Below are 13,213 nucleotides of genomic sequence, written 5' to 3' on the forward strand. Positions count from 1 at the left end.
CCTAAATCTTAAAAGAAAACCCCCATGAAGGGGGCTCTTTTACAAAATCGTGTATGCCGGCTCCTGGCCCAGCATCTGCTCGATTTTATTCTGATCATCCAGAACGGCCACCTTCGGCTGATGGCTTTTTGCTTCCTGATCAGACATCATTTGATAAGAAATAATAATGACTTTATCTCCTTCTTGGACGAGACGGGCGGCTGCTCCGTTTAAACAGATGACGCCGCTCCCCCGCTTACCGGGAATAATATACGTTTCAAGTCTCGCTCCGTTATTATTATTCACAATCTGAACTTTTTCATTAGCGAGCATTCCGACGGCATCTAAAAGATCTTCATCAATCGTAATGCTGCCGACATAGTTTAAATTGGCTTCCGTCACGGTAGCGCGGTGCAGTTTTCCGGCCATCATAGTGCGGTACATATTATGATCTCTCCCATTCATCAATATCAATAATGATATTATCAATCAGTCTGGCTTTAGAAAATTGGACGGCACAGGCCAGAATGACCTTGCCGTTTAATGTTTTAAGCAGAGTCAGCTCCGGATAAGCGTACAGTTCGGCATAATCAATGACGCCGCTTGTGTTTTCGATGATATCGGTGACGGTTTTTATAACGGTTTCCGGATTTCTTTCACCGTCTCTGATCAGTTCGGCACCTTGCTGCAATGCTTTATAGATCATCGGCGCTTCTTTGCGTTCCTGCTCAGTCAGATAGACGTTGCGAGAGCTTTTGGCAAGTCCGTCTTCTTCTCTGACCGTGTCCACTGCAACCAATTCGATATCCATAAAGAAATCCTCAATCAATCCGTCCACAACCGCTGCCTGCTGGGCATCTTTCAGGCCGAAGTAGGCGCGGGTCGGTTTAACGAGATTGAAAAACTTCGTCAGCACAGTGGCCACTCCGTCAAAATGGCCGACGCGGGAGGCGCCGCACAACACGTCAGTTCTCCTTTTCACTTGCACGGCAACATTTTGCTCGCCTTTGTACATATCACTTGGAGACGGCGTAAACAAAACATCTGCCCCCGCCTGTTCTGCAAGCCGGGCATCGCGCTTTAAATCTCGCGGATATGCTTCGTAATCCTCGCCCGGTCCGAATTGAGTCGGATTGACAAAGATGCTCATCACGACAATATCGTTTTCTTTGCTTGCTTTTTCAACCAGCGTCAGATGTCCTTCATGAAGAAAACCCATTGTCGGGACGAATCCGATCGTCCGGCCTTCTGAGCGGTATTGTGCAATCAATTCTTTCAGCTGTTGAGTTTCTGTCAGTTGTTTCATCGCTTACTTTCCTCCGTACAAGCCTTGCAGCACAGTTTGGTTTATCCGAAAGGAATGCTTTTCTTCCGGGAAAACCCGTTCTTTCACATCACGGACGTAACCGCTGAGTGCCGACTCAATCGTGCCGTCGATTTTGGCGTATTGCTTCACGAACTTCGGTGTTCTGTCCACGCCGTGGCCGACGACGTCATGATAGACAAGGACTTGGCCGTCCGCTTTTGAACCGGCTCCGATTCCGATGACGGGAATGGATACTTCTTCTTTTATTTTAGCAGTCAGTTCAGCAGGCACGCATTCAAGCACGAGCATCATCGCTCCCGCCTGCTCGCATTTGATGCTGTCTTCAATGAGCTTTTTCGCGCTTTGCTCATCTTTTCCCTGTACTTTATATCCGCCTAATACGCCGACAGACTGCGGTGTGAGGCCTAAATGGCTGACGACGGGAATTCCGCCGAGAGTCAGCGCGCGGATGGATTCGAAAACGCCGTCTCCGCCTTCCAGCTTTAACGCGTCCGCGCCGCTTTCCTGAATAATGGCCGCGGCGTTTTTCAATGTATCCTCTTTTGAAAGGTGGTAAGACATAAACGGCATGTCAGTTACGATAAACGTATTTTTCGCACCGCGTTTTACCGCTTTTGTATGGTGAATCATGTCACTGACCGTTACGCCGACTGTTGAATCGAGTCCGAGCACGACCATTCCGAGCGAATCCCCGACTAAAATCATGTCGACTCCCGCCTGTTCCGCAAGCTTTGCCTGCGGATAATCGTAAGCGGTCAGCATCACGATCGGCTCTCCGTTTTCCTTCATTTTCATGAAATCCAGTTTTGTTTTCATTCTGTTTCTCCTCCTCTAAACGGTGAGGAGATGAGCCGCCAATTCTTCGCAAGCAAAAAAGCCTTCTGTAAAATAAGAAGGATTCCCACTTGTTTAACGTTCGGCGAATGTCATCCCTCTGTCCCAGTCCTTTTTTGGATCAAGGCAGACTTTTCGTAATCTCTGTTCTGCTGATCAGGTGCAGTTCATTATGATACTGCCCATAGGAAGTATACCAAATTCACGAGGCTTGTACCAACTAAGATTAATTGAGCTCGATATCGGCAGAATAGATCTTCTTTATACCGTCTCTCGTTTCCAAGAGAAGAACTCCCTCATCATCAATGCCGAGCGATTTCCCGTAAAACGTCCCTTGCAGCGTTCTCGCTCTGAGCTCGTTCCCCAGTCCGACCGCATAGCTTTCCCATAGCAGCTTGATCGGTGTAAAGCCGTGGTTCAAGTAATCCTGATAGCGTTTTTCAAAAGTCAGCAGAATCTCTTGTATCAGACCCGCTCTGTCAATTTTCTCGCCGGCTTCCATGCTCAGGCTCGTCGCAATGTCCTGAAGCTCGCCGGGAAAATCGGTTTCCTGCTGGTTCACGTTGATCCCGATCCCGAGAATAACCGAACGGACACGGTCTTCTTCCGCCTGCAGCTCAGTTAAAATCCCGACGGCTTTTTTGCCGTGAATCATTAAATCATTCGGCCATTTAATGGCGGGCTGTACACCTGTAAAAGCCTCGATGGCCTGTACGACCGCAACGGCAGATAACAGGGTGAGCTGCGGCGTTTTTTGCAAAGGAACGTCGGGTCTCAGAATGAGGCTCATCCAAATCCCGTTTCCCTCCTGTGAATGCCATACTCTGGCCATTCTTCCTCTGCCTGCCGTTTGTTTATCGGCGACTACGAGCGTCCCTTCCGGCGCGCCGTCATTGGCAAGTTCATGAGCGGTTTTTTGGGTGGACGGCAGGACGTCCCGGTAATGAAGCTGTTTGCCCAAAACCTCTGTTTTCAGCCCGAAACGGATTTCGGATTCACTGAGTTTCCCCGGTTTTTTAATGAGCCTGTACCCTTTTCGTCTGACCGCCTCAACCTCATAGCCCTCTTTGCGGAGTTCCTCTATATGTTTCCAAACGGCGGTTCTCGAGCAGCCGAGCGCGTCACTTATTTTCTGCCCGGAGATAAAGCCGTCACCCGCCTCAGAAAATAAATCAATTAATCGGGTTCTTAATGTTGATCCCATGATGCGAGCCACTCCTTTATGTCATGTTTTCGGTTAGGGAGCTTCCCTGCCAATACCGCTTCTTCGATCCGGCGAAGTTCTTCGGCCACCCATTTACCCGCGCGGCGGTTTCTGAGCTCCATCAGATCAGCGCCTGAAATGTCGAGGTCTCGAAGGCTTTTGATCGGCAGCTGCTCATACAGGCTCTGAACCTCTTTCAGCTTTTGTTCATCAATCGTCTTATGCTTTTTCAGCATCCCGATTTTAACGGCTGAAAACAGCGCCTCTCCCGCCCGGTACATCGCTTCCGCTTCCAGCTGCGCCGGATAAACGCTTATGATCTGCACCGCTTTTTTTATGACTTTTCCCGGCAGTTTCCATTGTTTTAAAAACGCCTCGGCGCTTTTCGGACAAAGACCGAGAAACAATAACAGCGCTGCCCAGCGTTCTTCGCGTGCATCTAAAGAAGAAAAGGGAAATCCGCTCGCTTCCAGCATTTGCTGCTCATAACCGGAAAGGCCGGGCAGCTCTTGTATCAAACCTGTCTGCACCATCGTTTGAATCGCATCCTGTGAGAAAGCGCCCTGCAGCAGCTTTTCAAACTCGGCGGTCTTTCGTTCTACTGATACATGTGCCAAAAGCTCCCTGTCTTTTATGACGGCCTCTCTTGTTTCTTTTTCTAACAGAAAGCCGAGCTGACTCATAAAGCGGACGGCTCTCATCATCCGCAGAGCGTCTTCCCGAAAACGGTCTTCAGGGTTACCCACCGTTCGGATCAGCTTTTGTCCGATATCATGTGCGCCTCCGAAATAATCAAGCAGCTCTCCTTCGGCAGACATCGCCATCGCATTAATCGTTAAGTCTCTCCGCTTTAAGTCTTCTGATAAAGAAGTAATGAACCGCACAGCTTCAGGGCGCCGGTAATCCTTATATTCTGATTCGGCACGAAAAGTGGTGACTTCATAGGTTTCATCTTCCCACAGGACGATGACGGTGCCGTGCTCTTTTCCTACATCGACAGTCCGCTTAAAGAGACGCTCCACCTCATTCGGCGAAGCGCTGGTTGCGATGTCCACATCACCTATTTTTCGTTTCATATAGCTGTCTCTGACGGCTCCCCCGACAAAGTATGCCTGATGGCCCGCCTTCATCAGATGATGAAGGATGGGGAGGGCTTTGACAAATTCCTGTTCCATAAGATCACTCCGGTCCTGCCAATTCGTCATAAATCCGTTCATACTGACTGACGATTCTTTGCGAAGAAAAGGCGGTCTCTACCATTTTCAGCGCATGATCAGTCAATCGTTTGCTGAGCTGTTTATCTTCTAAAACGGCAAGCGCTTTTTCAGATGCCGTCTGAATATCGCCGACTTCCACCAGAAAACCGCTTACTTGATCTTTAATCACTTCCGGGATTCCGCCGATATTTGTTCCGATGCACGGCACGCCGCAGGCCATCGCTTCAAGAAGGACGAGTCCGAAACTTTCTTTTTCAGACAGAAGAAGCTTAAGGTCGCTGATGGAATACAGCTCTTCCACCCTGTCCTGATTTCCGAGGAGCAGCACTTGATCCTGCAGGCCGTATTTTTCGACTAGCTGCCAAGCGACGCACTTTTCCGGCCCGTCGCCGACAAGCAGGAGCTTCGCCTTTGTTTTGGCTGCGATATTACGGAAAACGCGGATGACATCTTTAACACGTTTTACCTTTCTGAAGTTCGAGACATGGATGACGACTTTTTCATCCGGCAAAATGCCATGTTTCTCTTTTATACTCTCTGTATTTTTCTTAAGATAAACACGTTCATCAATAAAGTTGTAGATGGTCTCAATTTTTTTATCCGGCTTGATTAAGTCATATGTTTCTCCGGCAAGCGCGGTTGATACCGCCGTCACTCTGTCGGACGCTTCGATGGCAAAACGGATTAAATCTTTTAATGACGGATCATATCCTAAAACGGTGATGTCCGTACCGTGAAGCGTCGTCACGATGCCGATGTCGCGCTTGAGCATCTGCTTGGCAAGATAAGCGCATACCGCATGCGGCAGCGCATAATGCGCGTGGATGATATCAAGATTTTCCCTTGCGGCAACCTCGGCGATTTTGCTCGCCAGCGTAAGGTCATAAGGCGGATATTTAAATACCGCGTATTGGTTGACTTCCACCTCATGAAAATGAATATTCGGATGATATGTATTTAATCTGAACGGGATGCTTGATGTGATGAAATGAACCTGGTGCCCTTTTTCTGCAAGCAGCTTGCCGAGTTCCGTCGCAATAATACCCGAGCCTCCGACACTCGGGTAGCATGTAATCCCTATTTTTAATGGTCTCATTGTCCGCCCCCAAAAACATCATCATTCAAAACGGGAAGCTGTTTTGAAAAGAAACCCTCGGCATACCCCGTCCCGGCTTCTTTGCCATACAGTCTTTCCCGCGCTTCCACCATTTCAATATAACCGTTGGTCAGCGGTGTGTTCACTGACTGCGCCGTAGGAATAAACTGGCTTTGATAGGCGTGCAGGCTTTCTTTTTTCAGATCGATGGTTTCCGTTATGTCGATTACAAAGTCCGGACGGTGAAACCCGTTGATCATATAATAGTATACGCGCTGAGCCTTATGAGCCGGCAGTTCCTGATGATCTCTGTATTTATGAATTCCCGCCGAGAACACCGCCTCTTCGACCAAAGCCGCCGCATTGCCGTGGTCAGGATGGCGGTCTTTCGGATAAGGCATGAAAACGGTTTTCGGCCGGCAGGCTCTGATGACACTGACAATCCGGCGGATGCCGTCCTCACTTTTCAAAAGCCCGCGGTCGGGAAGCGTAAGCTGGATTCTCTCTTTTACGCCGAGAATTCGTGCCGCCTCTGCCGCTTCTTCTTTTCTTATCCCTACCGTTCCGTTGGATGATAGTTCGGCCTCGGTCAAATCGCATATCACCGCGGTTTTTCCTTGAGCCGTAAATTTTGCGATCGTGCCGCCCATACCGATCTCGACATCATCACTATGGGCGCCGAACGCCAGAATATCAACGTGTTCAGACATTCGGCTCTCCTCCGCGCACAAGATTGCGGAAATCAAATGCCCCGCCGTCCAGTGTCCGGACGAGGATTTCCGCTGTTCCCATATTTGTGGCGAGCGGGATCGCGTATACGTCACACAGCCGGATCAGCGCCGAGACATCCGGTTCGTGAGGCTGCGCAGTTAATGGATCGCGCAGAAAAATGACGAGATCCAGGGCATTTGCTGCAATCAATGCGCCGATTTGCTGATCTCCGCCGAGCGGGCCGGATTGAAAACGTTCAACAGACAATCCGGTCGCTTCCTGGATTTTCAGGCCCGTCGTACCTGTCGCGTATAACTCATGATGGCTCAGTATATCTTTATATGCGGTCGTAAACTGAACCATATCCTGCTTTTTTTTATCGTGAGCAATCAAAGCGATTTTCATTTGATGTTCTCCCCCTTGCCGATTCAGTCGATAATATTTTCGAGTCCGTATACAAGCTGGTCGATTTTCATCACTTGCTCCACTGACAGCTTCACTCCTGACATAAAGGAAGCCCGGTTATAAGAGTCGTGGCGCAGTTTCAGCGTCTGGCCGTCCATGCCGAACATGACTTCCTGGTGGGCGATAAGGCCTGGCAGACGCACGCTGTGAAGGCGGATGCCGTTTAATTCAGCACCGCGGGCGCCCGGCAGAATTTCTTTTTCATCAGGATGGCCCTGCTGCTTTTCTGTACGAACGCTTGAGATCATTTCCGCTGTTTTCAGCGCCGTTCCGCTCGGGGCATCCAGCTTTTGATCGTGATGAAGCTCAATGATTTCTACATCTTCAAAATAGTTGGCGGCCATTTGTGAGAACTTCATCATCAGCACCGCGCCCAATGCAAAGTTCGGAGCGATGATGGCGCCGATTCCTTTCTCTTCAGTCAAGGCTTGAAGCTCCTCTAAATCCGCTTCAGAAAATCCGGTCGTTCCCACAACGGGGCGGAGGCCGTGTTCAAGAGCGGCTTTCGTATGTTTTTTGCCGATTTCAGGCGTTGTCAAATCGATCAGCACATCCGGTTTTGTTTCTTGGAAACATGCGCGGATATCCGTATAAATAAGAGCGTCTGAATCAGCTGACATCACTTCCCGCAATGTTTGCTGATCGTATGTATGGTCAATGGCGCCGACAAGCTCAAAATGAGGCGTGCGGACGGCAAGTTTTACGGCCTCCTGGCCCATTCTGCCTCTCGGTCCGGCAATGACGACTTTAATGGTTTCATTTGACATGGTTTCTCCTACTTTCCTTCTTCTTTTCTAGTCCAGCGGTCTTTATCACGTGTATTAAATTTATGCATGACGCGGTTATGAGCTTCCTCCAATGAAATATCAAGGGAGTTGGCGAGGCAGATCAGGACGAACAGCACATCGCCCATTTCCTCTTCCATGCTTTTCTCATTTTCCGTCGTTTTCTTCGGCTTTTCCCCATAATAATGGTTGACTTCTCTTGCAAGTTCGCCCAGTTCTTCCGTGAGACGGGCCATCATGGCAAGCGGGCTGAAATAGCCTTCTTTGAATTGGCCGATATATTCGTCGACCTCAGCTTGTAAGTCTTTCATCGTTTTGTCACTCACTGTGCGAATACCTCCTGTCATCTCTTCCATGTTAGCTAATTCAAGTACATTTGACAAATGTTAAAAACGGCAGTTTGCTGTTTTCTTTTGTATCCACTATAATATTTACGCAATCTTATGGAAGGAAAAGGGGTTTGATGCAATGCTTGGAGAAATCAGAATCAAAAACATTTGCTTTATTTTAATCGGCGCCGCTGTTTTTTCATTCGGACTGGTTCACTTTAATATGCAGAACAATTTGGCGGAAGGCGGATTTACCGGCATTACGCTGCTTTTATATGCGTTATTCCACATCAGCCCTTCTATTTCCAACCTGGTATTGAACATTCCTATCTTTTTCATCGGCTGGCGTATGCTCGGCCGGACGATGTTTGTCTATACCCTGATCGGCACCGTCTCTCTTTCTGTTTTTCTGAGTGTTTTTCAGCGCTACGAAATTCATATGCCGCTGTCCCATGATTTAGCGCTGGCTGCCTTATTCGCCGGTGTATTTATCGGCGCGGGTCTCGGCATTATTTTTAAATACGGCGGCACGACGGGCGGGGTCGATATCATCGCCAGGCTGATCAACAAATTTTTCGGAATCCCGATGGGCCGGACGATGTTTGCCTTTGACGCCTGTGTCATTTTGCTTTCTTTGTTTACGTATCTTTCTTACAAGGAAGCGATGTACACGCTTGTAGCCGTTTTTGTCGCTGCGAGATTGATTGATTTTATCCAGGAAGGCGGCTATGCCGCAAAAGGGGCAACGATTATTTCTTCGAAAAACGATTTGATCCAGCAAAAAATCATTGAAGAGATGGAGCGCGGCGTCACCGTTTTAAAAGGACAGGGATCATATACAAAAGAAGACAGGGACGTTCTTTACTGCGTCGTTCCGAAAAACGAAATTGTGCTTTTGAAAAGCGTCATCACTTCCGTTGACCCGCACGCCTTTGTTGCAGTAAGCGACGTCCATGATGTGCTCGGCGAAGGATTTACGCTTGATGAAAATAAAAATCCGATCAGACGATAATAAAAAGGCGGCTTTTGCCGCCTTTACTGTTCGTGTTTCCATTTGACAACCGGTGATTTTTTCTTTTTCAATCGGCGGACAAATGCCGGACTGACATTGAGCGTCTGCTCGACGAAGCGCTGCGGTGTCAGTGCCAGCCATTGGTTTAAAGAGACGTCTTCGAAACGGTCGCTTTTGAAGATTTCCAGAAATCGAAGCACGGTGTCACCGGTATTCTGAACATAATGTCCCATTGCAAAAGGAACATATCCTACGTCACCCGCTTGATAGTTAAATGTCCGCGCTCTTCCCTCCGCCGCAAACACCGTCATTTTCGCTTCTCCTGAAAGATAATACTGCCACTCGTCCGTATTCGGATGCCAATGCAATTCTCTCATGCCTCCGGGTTCGACCTCCACAAGAGCTGCGGCAATCGTTTTTGACACCTTAAACGTTTTTGAATCGACAATCTTTACTCTTCCCCCGCTGGTAACAAGAGGCTCCTGCCGGGAAAGCTTGTAGCTGAACGGCTCCAAAACGGTGCCTTCCGGGGAAGAAACTGCTGCCTGTTCAATCGGGGGAGGCGGTTCCAGCTGAAACATGTAACGCTCTTTCTTGTGAATGTAGGCCAAGTCATATCCGGGAACACCGAAGTTCGTCTCCAGCACGCTGCGCGGGGTATGGGCAAACCAGTCAGTTACTGAAAAGGTGCTGTTTTCTGAAAAAGAGCCGTCATCAAAGACAAGCAAAAACTCACTGCCCCGTTCCATCCCTTGAATGGAATGAGGAATGCCGGAAGGAAAATACCACAGATCCCCTTCACTTACGTTATCAATAAAATTCCGCCCATTTTGATCAACCGCAGTTAAACGGACTTCTCCGTTAATCACATATCCCCATTCGGCTTCTTTATGCCAATGAAGCTCCCGCACAGCTCCCGGTTTCAGTCTCATGTTCACCGCCGCGATGTTTTTGGATACCGGCAGTTCCCTGACCGTCACCTCTCTGGACCATCCGCCGTCTTCAAGCCTCATATGCGTATCAGAAAATGAGAATTTCAAGTTTTGAACCGTTCCTGCATCCGTTGAGGGCGGAACGAGCATGTCAGGATTCTGGAAGTCACGCGCGAGGTTTCGCGGTCCTTCGTCAGTCGCCCCTTTTCTGCCTCTGATCGGCTGCGGGAGGTGTTTTGAAGCCAATTGCTGGATGAGTTTTTTCACTGACTTAGCTCCTTTACAGCAATTTCTGTTTATTTAGACTTAGGATACTCACGCTTTTTCTCTTTCTTTTTTTCCGCTCTGTATTTTCGGTAGCCGACATATGTCAGCGCAGTAATAATGATACCGCCTGTTGTCAGAATGACCCAGAGCAGCGAAGGGTCAGCGTCATCCCGCTCCACCTTGTCAAAAACCCGCTTTAAATCCTGCTGCAGGAGCGTCAGACGCTCAAGCTTTGTTCCTTTTGTCATCTGCTGAAACCCGTCCTGCTCAATCACCTCGATATGTTTCGCCACCGTATCAAGCTGGCCGGCCGACACATCCATTGTCAGGCTGGGATAAATTAAATCATATAATGATATAAATTCATTCCACTTTTCATTGAAATTTTCACTTCCGTTTCCGCTGACATCTTCTTTTAAGGCGCTGAATGTCGCCATAATCGGTCTTTCAAGCGAACCCCACAGCGGATCGGAGTGGTCTTCCATCGCATCCATTACCAACCTGAACTGGGCGGCTGCCCGGATTTTTTCGGTATCTGAGGCGTCTGCCTGTTTCAGAACGCGCACTAAATCATTGAAACCCAGAGTCACCTGCCTGACTTCGGCGCCGCTCAGTGAGTTTACGTGTGTCATTTTTTTCTTAAAGTAGCCAAGCACTTGCAGAGCCTCATCATACTGCGAATGCCGCGTCATTTGGAAAACGGTATCCGAAAGGTCGTTCAGTTCCTTGAGACCGCCCTCATCTTCAGCTTTGGCAGTTGTGATGAAACACATAAGAGCAAGTAAAAGACAGATCGTCAGCTTTCGTTTCATAGAGGTCCCTCCCACTCCTTCTCTTTACAGAATATGAGGAGCGGGACAAGGTTAGACCAAGATTCTATCAGTGTAAGTCAAGCTTTATCCGTCTTTTGGAAATCACCAAATAGTATGCAAGGCCGAGTGAAAATATGCTCAGCCAGAATGTAGCATAGCCGATTACTTGCATATAGTCATTGAGCATTGAGTAGCGGGGCATCATGCCGAAAAGATAATCAATGACATCATTATGAAGCGTCCAAACAGCGGCAACGGCAAGATGCCATAACCGGAACCGAAAATACGGGCTGTATAAAACGCCTTGAACGGCCATGGCGAAATGTGAAGCAATCAGCATGTACCCTTCCCAAGGCATCTGCCCCATTTTGACCAGCACAAAGACATTCATTCCGACCGCCCACAGCCCGTATTTTACAAGGGTTACAAGAGCCAGCGCTTCAAACAGCGGCGCGTTTCTTCCCATGAGAAATGCCAGAAGCACGAACAGGAAAAAAAACGTCGCCGTCGGGCTGTCAGGCACAAATATCAGAAATCGGAACGGCGTGTCCGCAAGCTGCGGCACATACCAATAATAGCCGTACACCGTACCGATAAAATTAACGGCAAGAACAAGCAGAAGCATGCCGCGCAACCCTAAAAGATAAGAAATCCACCTCATACCATCAACTCTCAGTCCGTAAAAAGTATGTATCATGCAAAAAAAAGCTGACATCCGGTCAGCTCTTTTCATAAAAGTATATCCTGCTATTGTCTACTTCACAATACGTTATTTCGCTGTCGTTTCAGAAATGAACTTCGCCAGCTGATCAAGCTGTTTGTCATTCCCTTTAAAAATACCGGCTGGCATCTGCCCTTTCCCTTTAACGGCGATTTTTTTAATTTCTTCCGGGCTCAGCCCGTTATCGACCAGGGACGGACCGGCGCTTCCGCCTTGAAGATTATCCCCGTGACAGGAAATACAGCCTTGTTCTTTAAATACCTTATAACCGTCTGATTCAGTATCAATGGCGGCTTCTTTTTTGATTTTCCCCTGTTCCTCCGCCTTCGCCCAGTCATGCGTCGCGACTGACTGCCACGTTAAAAAGACCGTAGCGCAAAGCGCCAAAAGCATCATGCCGACCGCAACCGGACGCTTCCACGGCCTTCTTTCAGACCCCCTGTCGAGAAACGGAGCCAAAAGCAGCGACCCGAAGGCAAGACCCGGTATAATCATCGCGCCGATAACGGTGTAGCTCCCTGCGGCATATTCATATTTTAATAGCTGGTATAAAAATAGAAAATACCAATCCGGCAGCGGAATATACCCTGTATCCGTCGGGTCCGCCACCCGTTCCAAAGGCGGCTCGTGCACAATCGTTAAAACGAGAAATCCGACGAGGAAAACGGCCCCGACCATCCATTCTTTCAGCAGGAAGTTCGGCCAAAACGCCTCTGTCTTTCCAGGATACTCTGAATAGTCTTTCGGTATATTCGGTTTTTTTTCAGCCGGTATCCTTGAATCTCCTACAAACTTCATTCCTTTCCCCGGTGCATGTCATCCCCTCCCTTTTATATCAGATTTGTATTAAAGCGGTCCTGAAATTCCCTGCTTGCGGATCATGACAAAGTGGGCGCCCATGAGCGCAAACAAAGCGGCAGGGAGAAAAAATACGTGAATCGCAAAAAATCTCGTCAGCGTTTGTGCGCCGACAATATCGTGGTGGCCGGCAAGAAGAGTTTTCACCTGCGCTCCGATCAATGGCGTCGCCTCCGCAATCTGAAGACCTACCTTTGTCGCAAACAGCGCCTTCATATCCCATGGAAGCAGATACCCTGTAAAACCGAGACCGAGCATCACAAAAAAGATCAGAACACCGACGATCCAGTTCAATTCCCGAGGCTTTTTATAAGCTCCCTGAAAGAAAACCCGCAGCGTATGTAAAAACATCATCACAATGACTAAACTTGCACCCCAATGGTGCATACCCCTTACAATCTGCCCGAAAGCGACTTCATTCTGCAAATAATACACAGATTCCCACGCGTTTTTTATATCCGGCACATAATACATCGTTAAAAACATCCCGGACAACACTTGGATAACGGTTACAAAAAACGTCAAACCGCCGAAACAATAGACAAAAGCCGAGAAATGGTGAGCGGGATTTACATGTTCCGGCACTTCATGGTCGGCGATATCCCGCCACATCGGCGTAATATCGAGACGTTCATCCACCCAGTCATAAATTTTGTTCAGCATG

The 13,213-nt window shown here is 48.5% G+C and carries 16 protein-coding genes; 1 reads left to right on the forward strand and 15 read right to left on the reverse strand.

What is annotated here, in order from left to right; translation table 11 throughout:
- Window positions 1-39: 39 nt before the first annotated feature.
- The 10 genes from panD to JNUCC21_RS11925 form a co-directional block, all read right to left on the reverse strand.
- On the reverse strand, window positions 40-423 hold the full coding sequence (gene panD, locus JNUCC21_RS11880) for an aspartate 1-decarboxylase (protein ID WP_369878176.1): 384 nt from the start codon (window positions 421-423) through the stop codon (window positions 40-42).
- A gap of 1 nt (window position 424) precedes the next feature.
- Window positions 425-1,285, reverse strand: coding sequence for a pantoate--beta-alanine ligase (gene panC, locus JNUCC21_RS11885; RefSeq protein WP_043021746.1), 861 nt, complete (start codon window positions 1,283-1,285; stop codon window positions 425-427).
- 3 nt (window positions 1,286-1,288) lie between these two features.
- A complete protein-coding gene (panB, locus tag JNUCC21_RS11890) occupies window positions 1,289-2,122 on the reverse strand; it encodes a 3-methyl-2-oxobutanoate hydroxymethyltransferase (protein WP_369878177.1) in 834 nt (277 codons plus the stop codon).
- A gap of 244 nt (window positions 2,123-2,366) precedes the next feature.
- On the reverse strand, window positions 2,367-3,344 hold the full coding sequence (locus JNUCC21_RS11895) for a bifunctional biotin--[acetyl-CoA-carboxylase] synthetase/biotin operon repressor (RefSeq protein WP_012117846.1): 978 nt from the start codon (window positions 3,342-3,344) through the stop codon (window positions 2,367-2,369).
- Window positions 3,329-4,519 carry a CCA tRNA nucleotidyltransferase gene (locus JNUCC21_RS11900; protein ID WP_369878178.1) on the reverse strand — a complete coding sequence of 397 codons (1,191 nt, stop codon included), beginning with the start codon at window positions 4,517-4,519 and terminating at the stop codon, window positions 3,329-3,331. The genes JNUCC21_RS11895 and JNUCC21_RS11900 overlap by 16 nt, the downstream gene beginning before the upstream one ends.
- A gap of 4 nt (window positions 4,520-4,523) precedes the next feature.
- On the reverse strand, window positions 4,524-5,657 hold the full coding sequence (bshA, locus tag JNUCC21_RS11905) for an N-acetyl-alpha-D-glucosaminyl L-malate synthase BshA (RefSeq protein ID WP_043021744.1): 1,134 nt from the start codon (window positions 5,655-5,657) through the stop codon (window positions 4,524-4,526).
- Window positions 5,654-6,367, reverse strand: coding sequence for a bacillithiol biosynthesis deacetylase BshB1 (bshB1, locus tag JNUCC21_RS11910; protein ID WP_003153501.1), 714 nt, complete (start codon window positions 6,365-6,367; stop codon window positions 5,654-5,656). Before bshB1 ends, bshA begins: the two co-directional genes overlap by 4 nt.
- Window positions 6,360-6,773 carry a methylglyoxal synthase gene (gene mgsA / locus JNUCC21_RS11915; protein ID WP_003153499.1) on the reverse strand — a complete coding sequence of 138 codons (414 nt, stop codon included), beginning with the start codon at window positions 6,771-6,773 and terminating at the stop codon, window positions 6,360-6,362. Before mgsA ends, bshB1 begins: the two co-directional genes overlap by 8 nt.
- A 23-nt stretch (window positions 6,774-6,796) precedes the next feature.
- Window positions 6,797-7,600, reverse strand: a complete 804-nt coding sequence (gene dapB / locus JNUCC21_RS11920; RefSeq protein ID WP_369878179.1) for a 4-hydroxy-tetrahydrodipicolinate reductase — start codon at window positions 7,598-7,600, stop codon at window positions 6,797-6,799.
- Between the two features lie 8 nt (window positions 7,601-7,608).
- Window positions 7,609-7,944 carry a nucleotide pyrophosphohydrolase gene (locus tag JNUCC21_RS11925; protein WP_003153495.1) on the reverse strand — a complete coding sequence of 112 codons (336 nt, stop codon included), beginning with the start codon at window positions 7,942-7,944 and terminating at the stop codon, window positions 7,609-7,611.
- Between the two features lie 142 nt (window positions 7,945-8,086).
- Between JNUCC21_RS11925 and JNUCC21_RS11930 the strand changes: the two genes are divergently transcribed.
- The gene (locus JNUCC21_RS11930; RefSeq protein ID WP_003153493.1) at window positions 8,087-8,959 is read left to right on the forward strand and encodes a YitT family protein; all 873 of its coding nucleotides are present in this window, start codon (window positions 8,087-8,089) and stop codon (window positions 8,957-8,959) included.
- A gap of 23 nt (window positions 8,960-8,982) precedes the next feature.
- Here JNUCC21_RS11930 and JNUCC21_RS11935 read toward each other — a convergent pair whose 3' ends face one another.
- The 5 genes from JNUCC21_RS11935 to qcrB form a co-directional block, all read right to left on the reverse strand.
- A complete protein-coding gene (locus JNUCC21_RS11935) occupies window positions 8,983-10,158 on the reverse strand; it encodes an oxalate decarboxylase family bicupin (protein ID WP_369878180.1) in 1,176 nt (391 codons plus the stop codon).
- A gap of 29 nt (window positions 10,159-10,187) precedes the next feature.
- Window positions 10,188-10,970, reverse strand: coding sequence for a sporulation protein YpjB (gene ypjB, locus JNUCC21_RS11940; protein ID WP_007612217.1), 783 nt, complete (start codon window positions 10,968-10,970; stop codon window positions 10,188-10,190).
- Between the two features lie 67 nt (window positions 10,971-11,037).
- Complete coding sequence (locus tag JNUCC21_RS11945) at window positions 11,038-11,631, reverse strand: DUF1405 domain-containing protein (RefSeq protein WP_007612218.1); 594 nt, start codon at window positions 11,629-11,631, stop codon at window positions 11,038-11,040.
- Window positions 11,632-11,739: 108 nt separating this feature from the next.
- Window positions 11,740-12,489: a c-type cytochrome gene (locus JNUCC21_RS11950; protein WP_369878181.1), complete on the reverse strand. Its 750-nt coding sequence runs from the start codon at window positions 12,487-12,489 to the stop codon at window positions 11,740-11,742.
- Window positions 12,490-12,537: 48 nt separating this feature from the next.
- On the reverse strand, window positions 12,538-13,212 hold the full coding sequence (gene qcrB, locus JNUCC21_RS11955) for a menaquinol-cytochrome c reductase cytochrome b subunit (RefSeq protein ID WP_003153485.1): 675 nt from the start codon (window positions 13,210-13,212) through the stop codon (window positions 12,538-12,540).
- Window position 13,213 lies beyond the last annotated feature (1 nt).

Source organism: Bacillus sp. JNUCC-21, assembly GCF_041222765.1.
GTDB lineage: Bacteria > Bacillota > Bacilli > Bacillales > Bacillaceae > Bacillus > Bacillus velezensis.

Bases quoted from the DNA above. Each gene is read 5' to 3' on its own strand.
- panD (WP_369878176.1), bottom strand. From the start codon at position 423: ATGTACCGCACTATGATGGCCGGAAAACTGCACCGCGCTACCGTGACG.
- panC (WP_043021746.1), bottom strand. From the start codon at position 1,285: ATGAAACAACTGACAGAAACTCAACAGCTGAAAGAATTGATTGCACAA.
- panB (WP_369878177.1), bottom strand. From the start codon at position 2,122: ATGAAAACAAAACTGGATTTCATGAAAATGAAGGAAAACGGAGAGCCG.
- JNUCC21_RS11895 (WP_012117846.1), bottom strand. From the start codon at position 3,344: ATGGGATCAACATTAAGAACCCGATTAATTGATTTATTTTCTGAGGCG.
- JNUCC21_RS11900 (WP_369878178.1), bottom strand. From the start codon at position 4,519: ATGGAACAGGAATTTGTCAAAGCCCTCCCCATCCTTCATCATCTGATG.
- bshA (WP_043021744.1), bottom strand. From the start codon at position 5,657: ATGAGACCATTAAAAATAGGGATTACATGCTACCCGAGTGTCGGAGGC.
- bshB1 (WP_003153501.1), bottom strand. From the start codon at position 6,367: ATGTCTGAACACGTTGATATTCTGGCGTTCGGCGCCCATAGTGATGAT.
- mgsA (WP_003153499.1), bottom strand. From the start codon at position 6,773: ATGAAAATCGCTTTGATTGCTCACGATAAAAAAAAGCAGGATATGGTT.
- dapB (WP_369878179.1), bottom strand. From the start codon at position 7,600: ATGTCAAATGAAACCATTAAAGTCGTCATTGCCGGACCGAGAGGCAGA.
- JNUCC21_RS11930 (WP_003153493.1), top strand. From the start codon at position 8,087: ATGCTTGGAGAAATCAGAATCAAAAACATTTGCTTTATTTTAATCGGC.
- ypjB (WP_007612217.1), bottom strand. From the start codon at position 10,970: ATGAAACGAAAGCTGACGATCTGTCTTTTACTTGCTCTTATGTGTTTC.
- JNUCC21_RS11945 (WP_007612218.1), bottom strand. From the start codon at position 11,631: ATGAGGTGGATTTCTTATCTTTTAGGGTTGCGCGGCATGCTTCTGCTT.
- JNUCC21_RS11950 (WP_369878181.1), bottom strand. From the start codon at position 12,489: ATGAAGTTTGTAGGAGATTCAAGGATACCGGCTGAAAAAAAACCGAAT.
- qcrB (WP_003153485.1), bottom strand. From the start codon at position 13,212: ATGCTGAACAAAATTTATGACTGGGTGGATGAACGTCTCGATATTACG.